The 15,980-nt window shown below is 59.3% G+C and carries 14 protein-coding genes; 7 read left to right on the plus strand and 7 right to left on the minus strand.

Annotation, left to right across the window (positions count from 1 at the left end):
- Positions 1-7: 7 nt before the first annotated feature.
- The 3 genes from pqqB to ACXKZG_RS03740 form a co-directional block, all read right to left on the minus strand.
- Positions 8-919, minus strand: coding sequence for a pyrroloquinoline quinone biosynthesis protein PqqB (gene pqqB / locus ACXKZG_RS03730; RefSeq protein WP_134822735.1), 912 nt, complete (start codon positions 917-919; stop codon positions 8-10).
- Positions 920-974: 55 nt separating this feature from the next.
- Positions 975-1,046 carry a pyrroloquinoline quinone precursor peptide PqqA gene (gene pqqA, locus ACXKZG_RS03735; protein WP_071822147.1) on the minus strand — a complete coding sequence of 24 codons (72 nt, stop codon included), beginning with the start codon at positions 1,044-1,046 and terminating at the stop codon, positions 975-977.
- Positions 1,047-1,229: 183 nt separating this feature from the next.
- Positions 1,230-2,270 (minus strand): dipeptidase, encoded by a 1,041-nt coding sequence (locus tag ACXKZG_RS03740; protein ID WP_346595816.1) that lies wholly within the window; start codon positions 2,268-2,270, stop codon positions 1,230-1,232.
- 175 nt (positions 2,271-2,445) lie between these two features.
- Between ACXKZG_RS03740 and yghX the strand changes: the two genes are divergently transcribed.
- On the plus strand, positions 2,446-3,333 hold the full coding sequence (gene yghX / locus ACXKZG_RS03745; protein ID WP_488875720.1) for a YghX family hydrolase: 888 nt from the start codon (positions 2,446-2,448) through the stop codon (positions 3,331-3,333).
- 16 nt (positions 3,334-3,349) lie between these two features.
- Here yghX and ACXKZG_RS03750 read toward each other — a convergent pair whose 3' ends face one another.
- Positions 3,350-4,318: an AraC family transcriptional regulator gene (locus ACXKZG_RS03750; protein WP_206403690.1), complete on the minus strand. Its 969-nt coding sequence runs from the start codon at positions 4,316-4,318 to the stop codon at positions 3,350-3,352.
- Between the two features lie 113 nt (positions 4,319-4,431).
- Here ACXKZG_RS03750 and ACXKZG_RS03755 point away from each other — a divergent pair, with 113 nt between their 5' ends.
- Positions 4,432-5,628 (plus strand): MFS transporter, encoded by a 1,197-nt coding sequence (locus tag ACXKZG_RS03755; protein ID WP_013203783.1) that lies wholly within the window; start codon positions 4,432-4,434, stop codon positions 5,626-5,628.
- A gap of 41 nt (positions 5,629-5,669) precedes the next feature.
- Here ACXKZG_RS03755 and ACXKZG_RS03760 read toward each other — a convergent pair whose 3' ends face one another.
- Positions 5,670-6,884: an MFS transporter gene (locus ACXKZG_RS03760; RefSeq protein ID WP_488875721.1), complete on the minus strand. Its 1,215-nt coding sequence runs from the start codon at positions 6,882-6,884 to the stop codon at positions 5,670-5,672.
- 212 nt (positions 6,885-7,096) lie between these two features.
- Positions 7,097-7,378 carry an Rdx family protein gene (locus ACXKZG_RS03765; RefSeq protein ID WP_488875722.1) on the minus strand — a complete coding sequence of 94 codons (282 nt, stop codon included), beginning with the start codon at positions 7,376-7,378 and terminating at the stop codon, positions 7,097-7,099.
- A 263-nt stretch (positions 7,379-7,641) separates the two neighbouring features.
- On the opposite strand from ACXKZG_RS03765, the gene ACXKZG_RS03770 reads away from it, so the two are divergent.
- The 5 genes from ACXKZG_RS03770 to ACXKZG_RS03790 are packed head-to-tail and all read left to right on the plus strand — an operon-like array spanning position 7,642 to position 13,718.
- A complete protein-coding gene (locus tag ACXKZG_RS03770) occupies positions 7,642-10,041 on the plus strand; it encodes a TonB-dependent receptor domain-containing protein (protein ID WP_488875723.1) in 2,400 nt (799 codons plus the stop codon).
- A 57-nt stretch (positions 10,042-10,098) separates the two neighbouring features.
- Positions 10,099-11,133, plus strand: a complete 1,035-nt coding sequence (locus tag ACXKZG_RS03775; protein ID WP_105760188.1) for a hemin-degrading factor — start codon at positions 10,099-10,101, stop codon at positions 11,131-11,133.
- Entirely contained in the window at positions 11,130-11,948 is an 819-nt protein-coding gene (locus tag ACXKZG_RS03780; RefSeq protein WP_105760187.1) for a heme/hemin ABC transporter substrate-binding protein, read from the plus strand. The genes ACXKZG_RS03775 and ACXKZG_RS03780 overlap by 4 nt, the downstream gene beginning before the upstream one ends.
- 32 nt (positions 11,949-11,980) lie before the next feature.
- Positions 11,981-12,946: a FecCD family ABC transporter permease gene (locus ACXKZG_RS03785; protein ID WP_407919948.1), complete on the plus strand. Its 966-nt coding sequence runs from the start codon at positions 11,981-11,983 to the stop codon at positions 12,944-12,946.
- Entirely contained in the window at positions 12,939-13,718 is a 780-nt protein-coding gene (locus ACXKZG_RS03790) for a heme ABC transporter ATP-binding protein (protein WP_013203776.1), read from the plus strand. Before ACXKZG_RS03785 ends, ACXKZG_RS03790 begins: the two co-directional genes overlap by 8 nt.
- A gap of 37 nt (positions 13,719-13,755) precedes the next feature.
- Here ACXKZG_RS03790 and ACXKZG_RS03795 read toward each other — a convergent pair whose 3' ends face one another.
- The gene (locus tag ACXKZG_RS03795; RefSeq protein ID WP_134822729.1) at positions 13,756-15,909 is read right to left on the minus strand and encodes a putative bifunctional diguanylate cyclase/phosphodiesterase; all 2,154 of its coding nucleotides are present in this window, start codon (positions 15,907-15,909) and stop codon (positions 13,756-13,758) included.
- Between the last annotated feature and the right edge of the window lie 71 nt (positions 15,910-15,980).

Genomic DNA, 15,980 nt, shown 5'->3' on the forward strand with positions numbered 1-15,980 from the left:
CGTCTCGCTAAACCTCAATCACCATACCGTCCCAGCTGACTTCAATGCCCAGCGACGTCAGCATCTGACGTTCCGCGGACTCTTCATCGAGGATCGGGTTGGTGTTGTTGATATGAATAAGAATTTTACGTTCTGCCGGCAGTGAGGCCAGCAGCGCAATCAGCCCCTGTTCCTCTGCCAGCGCCAGGTGCCCCATATCCTTACCGGTATTGCGGCCGACGCCGGTGTTAGCCAGCTCATTGTCCTGCCACAGCGTGCCGTCAATCAGCAGGCAGTCGGCTTTGTGCAGCCAGCCCAATAGCTCGCTGTCCGGTTCACCCAAGCCGGGCGCGTACATCAGCGTCTTACCGGTGCGGGTGTCTTCAATAAACAGCGCGATATTGTGGCCAGGCAGGGGCTTACCGCGATACGCCGAATAGGGCGGTGCGTTGCTCAACAGCGGGATCGCCGTGAACGTCAGCGCCGGACAGACCGCCACCGAGAAGGCTTCACCCGGCGTAATGCCGTGATGAATCAGCCCGCCGTTCCAGTGGGTCAACATGGTGAACACCGGGAAGCCGGTGGTCAGATCGTCATGCACTTCAGGCGTACACCACACCTGATGCGGGCAGCCTTCGCGCAGGCTCAACAGCCCGGCAGTATGATCGATCTGGCTGTCGGTCAGAATAATCGAACCGATCGCGGTGCCGCGCAGCACCTCTTTTTTACTCAGCGCAGGCGTGGCCGCCAGCTGATGAGCAATGTCTGGCGAGGCGTTGCACAGCACAAAATTGATGCCATCGTCACTGAGGGCAATGGAGGATTGCGTACGGGCTGAGGTTTTCAGGGTGCCATTACGCACGCCCTGACAGTTCCTGCAGTTGCAGTTCCACTGAGGGAAGCCACCACCCGCCGCAGAACCGAGAACGTTAATCTGCATGTGTAGACCAGCTAAAGAAGAGAAGATGCCCACAGCAGGCTGTGGGCATAAAGGATTAACGGTTGGAGATGTACAGCGTCACTTCCAGACCTAAGCGCAAATCAACAAATTTAGGTTTAGTCCACATGGTGGGATCCTCACGGTGTTTATGAAAAATACAGGACTCTGCTCGTTAAGTTCGGCAGGTAATACGCTTGTTGTCAAATATCGAAAGATTTGGCGCGCAAATGTTGCGCCTAAGCTTTTGCGATATCAACCCTGTAAGCAGCAGGGATATTGAGAGAACAGTCACCAGAACGTTCCAGGTGGTTCATTCTCCCCATGTTTTCCGTAAAACAGCTAACCAGTTGCGCCAGCTAATTTTTTCGATCAATTGTTGCGAATAGCCCGCAGCGCGCATGGCGTCGACCAGACGCGGCAGTCCGGCCGCATCTTTCAGCGTCTCCGGTACGCTGATGCCGTCGAAATCCGACCCCAGACCCACGCGATCCTCACCCAGCACCGCCATCAGTCCTTCAAGGTGCCGCAGGATGTCGCCGAGCGGCGTGTCGCTGTCGCGTTTGCCGTCGCTGCGCAGGAAGGCATTGCCGAAATTCACGCCGACAAAGCCGTCGCTTTCGGCAATCGCCTGCAGCTGGCTGTCGGTCAGATTGCGCGGCTGCGGGCAAAGGGCGTGCACGTTGGAATGGGTGGCGACCAGCGGCGCGCTGCTGTGTTTGGCGGTCTGCCAGAAGGCTTTCTCATTCATGTGCGACAGGTCGATCAGCAGCTTTTTCTGGTTGCAGGTGCGTAACAGCGCCAGGCCCAGCGGCGTCAGCCCGTCGCCGGTATCGGGGGAGCCAGGGAAACTGCCGGTGACGCCGACACCAAAACGATTCGCCAGATTCCATAACGGCCCGATGCTGCGCAGACCGGCATCAATCCAGCGATCCAACTGGCTGAGCTGGTCATCCAGCGCCCCGGCACCTTCAATATGCAGCACCATCGCCAGCACGCCCTGTTCAATACAGCGCTGGATCTCGCCCGCCGTGCGGCAAATTTTTGCTCGACCAGCGGACTCCGCTTCAATCCTGTGCAGCAGCGCAATCTGCGCCTCGGTGATGGCTAACGGATCGTGCACGGCCTCGCTGTAAGCCTGATTACTTTGCTGCACAAACTCGACCGGCGGGATAAATACCGCAAACAGGCCACCGGCGAATCCGCCCTGAACGATACGCGCCATATCCAGATGACCGGGCAAGGTGCCGTGCAAAAACTGCGTCACCGGATCCTGCTCAGCAGGCATCCACAGGCGCAATAGCAAATCGTTGTGGCCGTCAAAAATCGGCGTCAGGGAAGCAGTTTCAGTCATGGCAGGGCTCAATGGCGTAATGAAAAGGGGTAAACAGCTGACGATCATACGCAGTTTAGCGCCCGCTGCGTCGTTAAAAAGTGCTCTACGGGCCGTGAGGCTTGACGAAGTGGGCAATGTGCCTGACTGTTACTGAGCATCATTTCCCCTTCTCTGGCGTGTAAGGAGCATTGATATGTCCCGATTGACCGCGAAAGATTTCTCCCCCGAACTCCTCGAAATTTATGACTACTACGTTCACGGCAAAATAAATAAGCGCGAATTTCTGTCGCTGGCGGGCAAGTTTGCGGTGGGCGGCCTGACGGCGGCGACGCTGCTGACCTCGCTCAGCCCTAACTATGCGCTGGCCGAACAGGTGGAATTTACCGATCCGGATATTTTGCCGGAATACATTCACTATCCTTCGCCCAACGGCAATAAAACCGTGCGCGGCTATCTGGTGCGTCCGGCGAAGGCCAGCGGCAAGCTGCCGGCGGTGGTGGTGGTGCATGAGAACCGGGGACTGAATCCGTATATCGAAGACGTGGCGCGCCGGCTGGCAAAAGCCGGCTTTATCGCGCTGGCACCGGATGGGCTGAGCGTGTTGGGTGGCTATCCTGGAAACGATGAGAAAGGGCGCGAGATGCAGGCGCAGATCGATCCGACCAAATTAATGAACGATTTCTTTGCCGCCATCGAATTTATGATGCAGGACCTGCGCACCACTGGAAAGGTCGGCATCACCGGCTTCTGTTACGGCGGTGGCGTGGCCAATGCCGCTGCGGTGGCCTATCCCGAGCTGGCTGCGGCGGTGCCGTTCTATGGCCGTCAGCCGGATGCCAAAGATGTCCCGCGCATCAAGGCACCGTTGCTGATCCATTACGCCGGGCTGGATACGCGCATCAACGAAGGCTGGCCGGCCTACGAGGCCGCACTGAAGGCCAGTAACAAGGTGTATGAAGCACACATATACCCGGAGGTGAATCACGGCTTCCACAATGACTCCACTCCGCGCTACGACAAGAAAGCCGCCGATCTGGCCTGGGAAAGAACCCTCGGCTGGTTTAATAAGTATCTGGCGTAACGGTAAAAAAAGGTACTCAGGCGGCGCCCTGCGTCAGCCGTTGCGTTTCCTCGGTGCGAAGCGCGCCGGGGGTTTTGCCAACGGTGCGCTTAAAGGCCCGGCTGAAGGCGGCCAGCGAGCCGTATCCCAGACGCCAGGCCACCGTTTCAATCGCTTCGCCATCGCGGCCGATCCATTGCACGGCCAGCTGCATACGTAATTCGGTCAGATAGCGCACCGGCGTCATGCCGGTCACCGCAAGGAAGCGCTCGGCAAACACCGAGCGGGAGCTGCCCATCTCGGACGCCAGCTGTGCCACCGTCCAGTTTTTGCCCGGCTCGCGATGCAGCGCCACCAGCGCCTTACCCAGACGCGGATCGCGCAGCGCTTCAAGCCAGCCGCCGGCCTGTCCGCATCCCGATTCCACCCAACCGCGCACGATAAACGACGCCACCACGTCCGCCAGCCGGGACAGGATCCCCGCGTAACCCGCTCTGCGGCTCAGCGACTCACGCTCCATCGCATCGAGCATCGGCTGAACTTCCGGGTATTTGTGGATCAGCGTATCGGCCAGCAGCACTTCCGGCATCGCGCTGATGAGCATCTGCATGCCGCCCAGATCGAACTCCATGCTGCCGCTGAAAATCAGCACCGACGCGGCTTCCGGCACCTCGGACGGGCAGGCCTTCACGCAGCGAACGTTGCCGCACACCGGCGTCGATTCAAACGACCGCACGTCTTTGCACGGCACATCCGGCGAGGAGAGCAGCATATGATCGGTGCCCTGCGGCAGCAGCAGCGCATCGCCGGTATTCAGGGTATACAGATTGCCGCCCTGGGTTTTCAGCATCACCGGACCGCGGCTGACAAAGTGAAACTGTGCCTGACCTGGCGCATTAATAAAGCCCACGCCGAACGGCGCCGCCAGCTCAATCCGCTTGTACTGCACGCCCATCAGGCGCATTCCCAGCAGCAGCTCGCTGGCAAGATCGTGGGTTTCTGTGATCACGGTGGCTATCCTTCCGGACGGAGAATCAATAAATACGGATTTAACATCATAGACCATCCGGCGGCAGCCCACTACTCTGTACACTCACTTCTTCTTACGGAAAGCATGCAATGAACACACTCAAACAGGCCGGCATGGCAGAGGAAAAGCCCCAGTGGGGCGCGGTATTTTCGATGGCGCTTGGCGTGTTTGGACTGGTGACGGCAGAATTTCTGCCCGCCAGCCTGCTGACGCCAATGGCCGCCAGTCTTGGCGTAACGGAAGGCGTAACCGGGCAGGCGGTGACCATTACCGCGGTATTCGCACTGCTGACCAGCTTTTTCAGCGCCTCAGCCACCCGTAATCTGGATCGCCGCTGGGTGATGCTGATGTTCTCGGTGATGCTGATCGTCTCCAATCTGCTGGTGGCCTTTTCACCGAACCTGGGCTTTATCCTCGCCGGCCGCGTGCTGCTGGGGATTGCCATCGGTGGCTTCTGGACGCTGGCGGCGGCGACCACCATGCGGCTGGTGCCGGAAGCGATGATCCCGCGCGCGCTGTCGATCGTCTTTAGCGGCGTGTCGGTTGCCACTATCGTTGCCGCGCCGATGGGCAGCTACTTTGGTCATCTGATTGGCTGGCGAAACGTGTTTGTCGCCGCCTCGGTGATTGGTTTGCTGGCGCTGGCCTGGCAGGTTGCCGCACTGCCGAAAATGCCGTCGACGCAGGTGGGCAAAAGCAGTTCAATGTTTGCGTTGATCCGCCGTCCCGGCATGCAGACCGCGTTGCTGGCGATCATTCTGGTGTTCTCCGGCCACTTCGCCTTCTTCACCTATTTGCGTCCGTTCCTCGAAAGCGTCACCGGGGTCGGCGTCAACGGGCTGTCGGTGATCCTGCTGGGCTTTGGCGTGGCGAACTTCGCCGGTACGCTGATTGCCGGCATCCTGCTGGAGCGTAACCTGCACCGCACGCTGATCGGTATGCCGCTGGCGATGGGCCTGCTCGGTGTCGGTCTGGTGGTGATGGGATCGGCTCCGCTGGTGGATGCGGTGCTGGTGGCGCTGTGGGGCATGGCGTTTGGCGCCGTGCCGGTGGGCTGGTCTACCTGGATCACCCGGACCATGCCGGATGAGGCAGAAAGCGGCGGCGGTCTGCTGGTGGCGTCTATTCAGTTAGCGATTACCATCGGTGCGGCGGCAGGCGGGGTCATCTTCAATATTACCGGGGCGAAAGGGGTATTTATGGGCAGCGCCATGGCGTTACTGATTGCCACGCTGACGATTTATGCCGCGTTGCGAACCAAACCGGTTGTGGCGGAGAAAGCGTAAAACAGTGAATGGCCAGGCAGGGCGCCTGGCCGTTAGCAACATCAGATCAAATCGGTCGATCTCACGCCGGTGTTTTTACGGTCAGCCACTTCTTTCAGCAGCGCCACCATAAAGATCATCATGCCCAGTACCGGCAGGATGGCCCCGTAGGTGGCGGTCTGCGTCATCGGATAACCCTGCTGCACCACATACGCTCCCAGGAAGGCACCCAGCGCGTTGGCGATGTTAAACGCCGAATGGTTCAGCGTGGCGGCCAGCGTTTGCGCTTTGCCCGCCACCTGCATCAGACGCACCTGCAACGGTGCGCACAGGGCGAGGTTAGTGCCGACCAGGAACGCGCCAAGCATCAGGCCGGTAATGGTGCCAATCAGCAGTGGGAAGATGGTCAGCACCACCACGCTCCACGCCAGGATGCTGAAAATCGACAGCATGATTTTGCCGTCAGCCATACGGCCACCCGCCAGATTACCAATCACCATGCCCAGACCAAATGCGAACAGCACGAACGGCAGCCAGAAGGTGGAGAGGTGCGCCGCCATGGTCAGGATCGGGGTGATATAGCTGATCACCGCAAACATGCCGCCAAAGCCAATCGCCGCAATCCCCAGCGTTAACCACAGGCGCAGGTTCGCCAGGCCACGGATCTCTTTCAACGGCGAGCTCTGCTCATGCTCTTTCTGCACCGGGAACAGCTTGTAGATCAGCAGCGCATCAATCACGGTCAGCACCGAGACGCAGGCAAATGCCCAGCGCCAGTCGAGATGTTCGCCGAGCATGGTCGCCGCCGGGTTGCCCAGCAACGACGCCAGCGTCAGGCCCAACATCACTCTGCCTACCGCCTGTCCACGGCGATTCTCTTCCACCAGTGACGCCGCAGCCAGCGCGGCTACACCGAGGAAGGCACCGTGCGGCAGCCCGCTCAGGAAACGGGAAATCACCAGCATATGCGCATTGCTGGCCAGCATGCTGCTGAGGTTGCCGACTAAAAAAAGCGAGATAAAAATCATCAGCTGATGTTTACGGCACAAACGGGCGGTGCTGAGGGAGAACAGCGGTGCGCCAACCACCACGCCGAGCGCGTAGTAGCTGATAAATTTGCTGCCTTCCGCCAGGCTGACGTTCATCGCGCTGGAAACCTGCGGCAGCAGTCCCATAATCACGAACTCACTCAGGCCGATGGCGAAGGCGCCCAGCGCAAGGGAAAAGAGCAGCGGGCCGACGCCACGCGCGGGTGTAGCTGAATCTAACGTATCCATAGAAAAGGGTGCACTTAATTAACGATGAGAAGTTACTCCAGCCAGGGCGGGAGCGCAGGTCTTCAGGCAGGGCAGGTAAGTGAGGGGTGTTTCTTGTTATCGGGCCTGTTCCGGCCCTTGTGTCATCTTTCTGCCAGCAAGGGCAGCGATGCGGCGCTAAGTTTAGCGTGAAGCCGCCGGATGACACAAGGATGATGCCGCCCGCGCAGGGGTTATTTCGTGTCGATATGTCCCAGTTCCCGCTCCGGGAAGCAGAAGTTCCGCACGCGCTGCTTCAACTCTTTGGCTTCCGGGAAGCCGCCGTCGGTTTTACGGTCCCAGATAATGTGCTCGTCAATCAAGATCTGATAAATGCCGCCGGTGCCGGGCACCAGGCTGACCGAGGCTAAATCGGTGCTGAACGTATGCAGTAATTCTTGCACCATCCAGCCGGCACGCAGCAGCCAGTTGCACTGCGAGCAGTAGTGAATGGTGATGGCAGGAGCGGTTTTCATCGCGATGTCCTTCTCTAAAAACAGGCGCTCATCTTCCGGCGTTGGTTGCTGCACTGTCAAGTGGGTGTTGCTGACGCTTTTTTAACATTGTGAATTAATTGTGGAGGTTGTTGATATAGAGAATCAATCTCATTATCATTCGCGTTTGACAGTCGTCATGGAATGACCTACACAGCGCCGGATGCGTATGGAGTTTTCGCAATCTTGTTGGATTGCGGCCGCAATGTATGAGTCGATACTAATAAAGAATAAAGGCTTACTAAATGCGCAAATCTTTCAATTCTCAGGGGTTTATCCAGAAGTCCGTGCTGTTCGGCACGCTGGTTACCACCGGTTTTAGCATCGCTGCTGAAACACGCACCACCGCACCACTTCCTGAAGCCAGCCATTCTGGCACGCCACTGGCGATCTCCGGCAAGAAAAGCCAGTCGGAAGCCGTCATGACGGTGACCGCGCCCGAGCCGGAAAAACAGGCGGGCAGCAAAACCACCATTACCGCCGCAGAAATGCAGCAAAAGGGCACCAACGACTTTGGCTCGGTGATGCGCTATGAGCCGTTAATCAGCGCCACCGGCGTCAGCGGCGGATCGTCCGCTGGCAAAAGCGGCTTCGACCGCAGCGGCTATACCGGCTACAACATCCGTGGTCTGGAAAGTAACCGCGTTGGACTGGACGTGGACGGCATTCCGCAGCCGGATGCCACCGGCCGCAGCTACGTCAGCCGCGCCGGATTAAACACCTTCGGCATCGGCCGTGACTATCTCGACCCGTATATGTACGGCCAGGTGGACATTGAATCCGGTGCGACCTCAACGGCGACGGCCAACACCGCCATTGGCGGCGCGGTCTCCTTCCAGCCGAAATCCGCCGACGATTACCTGTCGCCGTATAAAGCGACCTACTTTGGTTATCAGTCTGATTACGACTCGGCCAACCGCAGCTGGCATAACGGCATTACCGCCGCAGCCGGCGACGAAACGCTGCGTGGCGTGTTTGTTTACAGCCGCCGTGACGGCCAGCAAACCCGCAATAACAGCGGCACCATCGATGCCTATCCGGCCAACTGGCACTCCAATGCGCTGATGACCTCGGCGATCTGGCAGCCCAATGACGAGCACAAGCTGACCGGCACCGTCGATTATTACGACAAGACCAACCACACCCATTACGACACCTGGAACTCGGCGGGCAGCAGCATTCTCGGCACCTCGCAACAGCAGAGTAATACCCGCCGCTGGGGCGTCAGCCTGAAGGATGAGTGGACGCCAGCCAATGCGTTTATCGATTCCCTCAGCAACAAAGTCTATTACCAGCAGACCCAGGCGCACGACAACACCCTGATGCCCATCAGCACCAGCAGCCAGGAGCGCGTCTACTCAAACTATGATGTCGATACCTACGGCTTCGAAACGCAGCTGAGCAAGGCGCTGGGTCGCCACGAGCTGAGCGCCGGCCTGAACGGTCGTGTCACCGAGACGAAACGTCCGTTCCGGGAAGAACCGGCCCCAAGCGTCTATTCGGCGATCATGCAGCCGGAGTCCGACAGCCGCAGCTATGCGCTGGGTGCCTTTGTGCAGGATGCAATCCAGTTCGATCTGGACGGTCACGGCTTCTCGATCGTGCCGGGCGTGCGGGTGGCGCATCAGACCACCAAGCCACAAAACCTCTCCAGCCTGACCACCGGCAGCACCGTGCTGGACGAGTCCGAGCTGAACACCCTGTATGGCAAAGAGAACTCGGACACCCAGGTTCTGCCATCGCTGAGCTTCAACTACGACATCACGCCATCACTGATGACCTATGTGCAGTACAAGCGTGGCGCGCAGTTCCCTAACGCCAGCCAGCTGTACGGCTCGTGGAACCTCGGTTCAAACTATGCCGGTCCGGCGCAGTATGCGTTGATTGGTAACAGCGATCTGAAAACCGAAACCAGTAACAACCTGGAATGGGGCATGAAGGGGCAGGTGGTGGATGGCGTGACGCTAAAAACCGCGGTGTTCTATAACACCTACGAAAACTTCATTGCCTACACGCGTTATACCCGCGCCGGCAGCCCGGCCCGCTTTACCAACGTGCCGTCCAATATCTACACTGTTTACCAGGCAGAAAACCGCGATAAGGCGTATATCTATGGCGGTGAAGTGACCACCAAAGTGAACTTTGGCACCTGGTTTGAAGAGGTTAACGGCCTGAGCGCCACCTTCGCACTGGGTTACAGCGAAGGTAAATCGAAGTCCAGCTACTCCGGCGACAGCTACGTCGATCTGGACAGCGTCGCGCCGATGAAAGCCATTGTTGGCGTGGCCTGGGACGATCCGGCCAAACGCTACGGTGCCGCAGTGACCGCCACCTTTGTGAAAGGAAAGCAGGCCACCGCCACCAACCGTGAAAGCTACACCAACGCGGCAGGCAGCACCTTAACCGATTCCAGTGAAGAATATATGCGCGTACCGGGTTACGGTATGGTGGATATGACCGCTTACTGGCAGGCGACGAAAAACGTCAAGGTCAGCGGCGGGATCTATAACCTGACCGACCGTAAATACTGGGATTACCTCAGCAGCCGCGAGCTGACCAACACCACCAACCAGGATGCGTACGACAACGCGCTGGCGGTGATGCCTGGCCGTACTTTCCAGCTGGGTGTGAACGTCGACTTCTGATTACCCTGTTTTATTACCCATTGCCCTGCACCGCGTGCAGGGCGTCAAGGAGAGCAAATGGAACTGAATACCCTCTATCAGCGTTATCAGTCGTTAAAAGCTGAGCACCCGAAAAAGTATGCCCGCGACCTGGCGGATCTGATGAACATCAGTGAAGCGGAGCTGACCCAGGCCAGAACGCTGAACGATGCGGTGGCGCTGCGTCCTGACTTCACCGCGCTGCTGCCGGCGCTGGAAGCGGTGGGCGAAACCCAGTCCATCACCCGTAACGCTTACGCGGTGCATGAGCAGGTGGGACGGTATGAAAACCTGCATCTGGGTGGCCACGCCGGTCTGATCCTCAACCCGCGCGCGCTCGATCAGCGCCTGTTCCCTTCCCAGTGGAAGAGTGCGTTTTCGCTGGTAGAAAAAACGGAACGCGGCGAGCGTCACAGCATCCAGATTTTTGATGCACACGGCGATGCGGTCCTGAAAATTTACACCACGGCGGCCACCGACAAGGCGGCGTGGGATGCGCTGATTGCCGACTTCACCCTGGCTGAAACCCCGGCGCTGAATCTGACGCCGGCGGTACCTGTCCAGACCAACCAGCCCGATGCGGCGGTGATCGAGCAGGAATGGCGTGCGATGACCGACGTGCATCAGTTCTTCGGTTTACTGAAGCGCCACAATATCTCCCGTCAGCAGGCGTTCCGCTCGGTGGCCAGCGATCTGGCGCTGAAAGTCGATAACGGCACGCTGAACGCGCTGCTGAAACTGGCGCAGCAAGACGGCAACGAAATCATGATTTTCATCGGCAACCGTGGCTGCGTGCAGATCTTTACCGGCGCGGTTGAGAAGCTGGTGCCGGTGGACAACTGGATCAATATCTTCAACCCGACCTTCACCCTGCACCTGATGGAAAACACCATCAGCGAAAGCTGGATCACCCGCAAGCCGACCGCTGACGGCTTTGTCACCAGCCTGGAACTGTTTGCCGCTGACGGCACGCAGATTGCCCAGCTGTACGGACAGCGCAGCGAAGGTCAGCCGGAACAAAGTCGCTGGCGTGAACAGCTGGCTGAGTTGACCGGTGCAGGAGAAGCGGCATGAAACTGTGGCTGATTGCGCTGTTGGCGCTGCCTTTTTCACTGCTGGCCGAAGAGCGGGTAGTGTCGATTGGTGGCGACGTTACGGAGATCATCTATGCGCTGGATGCGCAGCAAAATCTGGTCGCCCGTGATACCACCAGTCTGCAACCGGCCGTGGCGACCAAACTGCCGAATGTGGGTTACATGCGCCAGCTGAATGCCGAAGGGATTCTGGCGATGAAGCCCACGCTGGTGATCGCCAGCGAACTGTCCAAACCGTCTCTGGCGCTGCAGCAGGTTGAGCAGGCCGGCGTCAAGGTTATTACCGTCACCGGCAAGCCTGAACTGAGCGCTATCCACAGCAAAATTGCTACCATCGCCGCCGCGCTGCACCGCGAAGAACAGGGCAAACTGCTGGAGGAGAAGCTGGATAAACAGCTGGCTGGCATTTCGGACAAACCGCTGCCGGTGAAGGTGCTGTATATCCTTAACCACAGCGGAATGAAAGCGATGGGCGCAGGCAGCGGCACCTCGGCCGATGGCGCGATCCGTGGCGCCGGGCTGCAAAATGCGTTGGGCAATATTCCGCATTATCAGCCGCTGACCCAGGAAGGGATTGTGGCCAGTGCGCCGCAGCTGATTGTGATTGGCGCGGACGGGCTGAAGGGCATGGGCGGCGAAGAGAATTTGTGGCAGCTGCCAGGTCTGGCGCTGACCCCGGCCGGTAAGCAGCAAAATGTGCTGGTGGTTGATGAAATGGCGCTGCTGGGCTTTGGCCTGCAAACGCCAGGCGCGATTGCCAAACTGCGTAAAGCGGCGGAAGCCCTCGCGCAATGAACGGACAGCATATTCAGCGACGCTTAGTGCTGATGGTAGTGCTGATGGTGGCCATCGTGGTGTTTGCCGCCAACATTGGCGCGATGCGCCTGTCATTGCCGATGGTCTGGCAGTCAACCCGCGACAGCATGGTCTGGCAAATCTGGTGGAACATCCGTTTGCCGCGCGTGTTGCTGGCGGTGCTGGTCGGGTCGGCGCTGGCGTTATCCGGCGGCGTGATGCAGGGACTGTTTCGCAATCCGCTGGCCGATCCGGGGCTGTTGGGCATCAGCAGTGGTGCCGCGCTGATGGTGGCAATTTCGGTGGTGATCCCACTGAGCCTGCCGGCGATGTTAGCGCTGTGGTGGCCAATGCTGGCGGCCTTTATCGGCAGCCTGGCGGTCACGGTGGTGATCTTTACCCTCAGCCGCTCTGGCAGCGGCACCCTTTCACGGCTGTTGCTGGTGGGCATTGCTATTAATGCCGTCTGCGGCGCGGCCGTGGGCGTCCTCTCGTGGATCAGCAACGATCAGCAGCTGCGCCAGCTCTCCTTATGGGGAATGGGCTCGCTGGGGCAGGCGCAGTGGTCCACGGTTATCGCCAGCGCGGTGATTATCCTGCCCGCCATGGTCGCCACCCAGTGGCAGGCCCGGCGGCTGAACCTGCTGCAGCTGGGCGATGAAGAGGCGCATTATCTGGGCGTGGACGTCAAGCACACCCAGCGCATTTTGCTGGTGCTGAGCGCGCTGATGGTGGCCGCTTCGGTGGCGGTGAGCGGGGTGATTGGCTTTGTCGGGCTGGTGGTGCCGCATCTGATGCGCATGTGCATTGGCAGCGATCACCGCTGGCTATTGCCGGGGGCCGGTCTGGCCGGGGCGATCCTGATGCTGATTGCCGATACGCTGGCGAGAACGGTGGTCGCACCGGCGGAAATGCCGGTGGGGTTGCTGACCAGTCTGCTGGGTGCGCCGTGGTTTTTATGGTTGATTCTGCGCCGCCAGGAGGGCCGTTATGACTAAGCTGCTGGAAGGGAGAAACCTCAGCTGGCGCGTTGGTCAGCGGCTGCTGATTGATGATGTCTCGCTGAGTTTGCGCGCCGGCGAAATGGTGTCGCTGATCGGGCCAAACGGTGCCGGGAAATCGACGCTGCTGCGCTTACTGACCGGCTATCTGCAACCGGCGGCGGGCGATTGCCTGCTGGAAGGCAAACCGCTCGGCAGTTGGTCGCGCGAGCATCTGTCGCAGACCCGCGCGGTGATGCGTCAGCAAAGCCACGTCGAGTTTCCTCTGCCGGTCAGGGAAGTGGTGGCGATGGGCCGTTCGCCGTGGCCGGGCCAGCGCACCAAAGCGGTGGTGGACGAGGTGATGGCCTTAACCGGCAGCGATACCCTTGCCGACCGCGACTATCGCCATCTGTCCGGCGGCGAGCAGCAGCGTGTTCAGCTGGCGCGCGCGCTGGCGCAGCTCTGGCACGATGACGGCCCGCGTGGCTGGCTGTTTCTGGATGAGCCGACCTCGGCGCTGGATTTGTATCATCAGCAACACGCGTTGCGCCTGTTGCATCAGCTCACCCGCAAAGGTCAGCTGACGGTGTGCTGCGTGCTGCACGATCTGAATCTGGCGGCGTTGTGGTCTGACAGTATGCTGTTGTTGCATCAGGGCAGGTTGGTGGCAGAAGGCACGCCCGCTGAGGTGATGACCGAAGCCACCTTAACCCGCTGGTATCAGGCCGATCTGCATGTTCATCACCACAGTCAGGATGCGGTGCCGCAAATCGTCCTGCGCCGTTAATGTTACTGCCTTGTTGAGGCTTATCTTACCGCTCCGGTTACACCGCCTCCGCGGCGAACAGCACGTCTGCGGGTTGCGGGCGGCTGAGCAGGAAGCCTTGCAGCTTATCGCAACCTGCGGCGGCCAGCGCCAGCCGCTGCTCCTCGGTTTCCACCCCTTCCGCCGTCACCGACAGGCCCAGCGAGTGGCCAAGCTTGATTACCGAGGAGACGATGGTGTTGGCCTGCGCCTGAATCCCCAGCAACTGGGTAAAGCAGCGGTCAATTTTGAGGGTATCCACCGGGAACTGCGTCAGGTAACTCAGGCTGGAGTAGCCGGTGCCGAAGTCATCCAGCGCAATGCTAAAGCCCGCCGCGCGCAGCGTTTGAATGGTATGCAGCGCCTGCTGCTTATCTTCCAGCATCACGCCTTCGGTCACTTCCAGCTCAATCTGCCTTGGGTTAACGTCATGCTGCTGCACAATCTCATTCACGCGGGCAATAAAATCACCGGCGAGGAATTGCAGCGGCGACACGTTGATCGACATCTTCAGATGCGGGCAGGTTTTCGCCCGCTTCACCGCCTGTTGCAGCACCCAGTCGCCCAGCGGAATGATCAGCCCGGTCTCTTCGGCGATGGGAATAAAATCGGCAGGGGAAACCGGCCCTAACGTCGGATGCTGCCAGCGTAGCAGCGCCTCAATGCCGAGCATTTTTGTGCCGCTGATATCCATAATCGGCTGATACCACAGCGCCAGCCCGCAGGTGTTTTCCAGCGCCAGCCGCAACTCTTCTGCCAGTTGCTGACGCTTAATCAGCGCGTCGTCCAGCGCCGGTACAAACATATGGTAGCGCCCGCGTCCTTCGGCCTTGGCCGCATATAACGCGATATCCGCCTTGCGCATCAGCTCCTGGCGTTGCGTACCATGCTGCGGCGCCAGCGCAATGCCGATGCTGACCCCCACCCACAGGCGATTGCCCTGCAAGGTGACCGGCGTGGTCAGGCAGGCAATAATCTGCTGACACAGCGCGGTGATCTGCCGATCGTCCTGCAGGTGATTGACCACCACCACAAACTCATCGCCGCCCAACCTGCCCACGGCATCTTCCGGCCTTAACAGCGCCGACAGCCGCTGACCAATTTCCACAATCAAATCGTCGCCGGTGTGATGGCCGTAGGTGTCGTTAATCATCTTAAAGCGGTCGAGATCCAGCAGCAGCAGGCCAATATTTTCGCCCTCTGCGGACAGATTGCTCAATCGCTGCGTCAGCTGTTGTTCCATTGCCGCGCGGTTGGGCAGGCCGGTCAGCACGTCGTGCAGCGCCAGCTGTTGCGCCTGCGCTTCGCTGGCTTCCAGCTTCTGCATTGATTCGGAAAGCTTCAGCGACGAGGTCCACAGCCGGCGGGTCATCTTGATGCACATCAGCGTAATCGCCAGCATCGCCAGCAACACCAGCGGTCCGGTCACCATCAGCATCTGGCTGCCGGGCCGCATCGGTTGCCAGGAGACGTAGCTGACCGGGATATTCAGACGGGATTGCAGCAGGAAACCGGCACTGTTGTCGCTCGCGGGTGAGCTGGGCGTAAAGCGGAAGGCGTTCACCACGCCACGGTGTTGCAGGAAATCGACAAAGTTATAATGCAGATAGCGCAGGAAAATCAGCTTGTTGCCGCCGCTGCCCGGCACCTCGCCTAAGGCGACTTCGGCCACCCGTCCGTTGACCCGAATAAAGTCGCCGGTAAACGCCGGGGAAGCGGTGCGGGAAAGGCGTTGCAGGCTGTCGAGCCACGGCAGCAGTGAGTTTCTGACGACGAGGTAACGCTCGCTGGTCACCCGTTCGCCTTTAAGCCACACCGACTGAGGACGGTTTTGCGCATCTAACAGGTACACTTCGTCATCACCGGCCAGGGTATTCAGCCAGTGTCCGAAGGGATTGCTCACGGCCGGCGTGGCATTCAACTGTTGCAGCAACGCGGGCCAGCCCAACAGGCTTTGGTGCTGTTGCAGATATTCAGCCAGATGCTGAGCAAAAATATTGCTGATGACCTGCTGCTGTTTTTCCAACGCCTTGGTATTGCTGACGGTGGTGACCCACCAGGCGGTAAATCCACAGGCAAGGAAGGTGAACAGCACCACCAGAATCATTGGCGTGACGACATTACGGATAAAGTGGCGTCGCAGCCCGTTTAACAGGCTAAGTTCGTTAGTCATTTACTTTCCAGCAAAATCGATTCAGTCGCCAATAAACGCTGGCCGCACGAAGATAAGACATTACCTCATTG

The sequence above is a fragment of the Erwinia sp. 2186 genome (genome assembly GCF_057812255.1).

Bases quoted from the DNA above. Each gene is read 5' to 3' on its own strand.
- pqqB (WP_134822735.1), bottom strand. From the start codon at position 919: ATGCAGATTAACGTTCTCGGTTCTGCGGCGGGTGGTGGCTTCCCTCAG.
- ACXKZG_RS03740 (WP_346595816.1), bottom strand. From the start codon at position 2,270: ATGACTGAAACTGCTTCCCTGACGCCGATTTTTGACGGCCACAACGAT.
- yghX (WP_488875720.1), top strand. From the start codon at position 2,446: ATGTCCCGATTGACCGCGAAAGATTTCTCCCCCGAACTCCTCGAAATT.
- ACXKZG_RS03755 (WP_013203783.1), top strand. From the start codon at position 4,432: ATGAACACACTCAAACAGGCCGGCATGGCAGAGGAAAAGCCCCAGTGG.
- ACXKZG_RS03760 (WP_488875721.1), bottom strand. From the start codon at position 6,884: ATGGATACGTTAGATTCAGCTACACCCGCGCGTGGCGTCGGCCCGCTG.
- ACXKZG_RS03765 (WP_488875722.1), bottom strand. From the start codon at position 7,378: ATGAAAACCGCTCCTGCCATCACCATTCACTACTGCTCGCAGTGCAAC.
- ACXKZG_RS03770 (WP_488875723.1), top strand. From the start codon at position 7,642: ATGCGCAAATCTTTCAATTCTCAGGGGTTTATCCAGAAGTCCGTGCTG.
- ACXKZG_RS03775 (WP_105760188.1), top strand. From the start codon at position 10,099: ATGGAACTGAATACCCTCTATCAGCGTTATCAGTCGTTAAAAGCTGAG.
- ACXKZG_RS03780 (WP_105760187.1), top strand. From the start codon at position 11,130: ATGAAACTGTGGCTGATTGCGCTGTTGGCGCTGCCTTTTTCACTGCTG.
- ACXKZG_RS03785 (WP_407919948.1), top strand. From the start codon at position 11,981: ATGGTAGTGCTGATGGTGGCCATCGTGGTGTTTGCCGCCAACATTGGC.
- ACXKZG_RS03790 (WP_013203776.1), top strand. From the start codon at position 12,939: ATGACTAAGCTGCTGGAAGGGAGAAACCTCAGCTGGCGCGTTGGTCAG.
- ACXKZG_RS03795 (WP_134822729.1), bottom strand. From the start codon at position 15,909: ATGACTAACGAACTTAGCCTGTTAAACGGGCTGCGACGCCACTTTATC.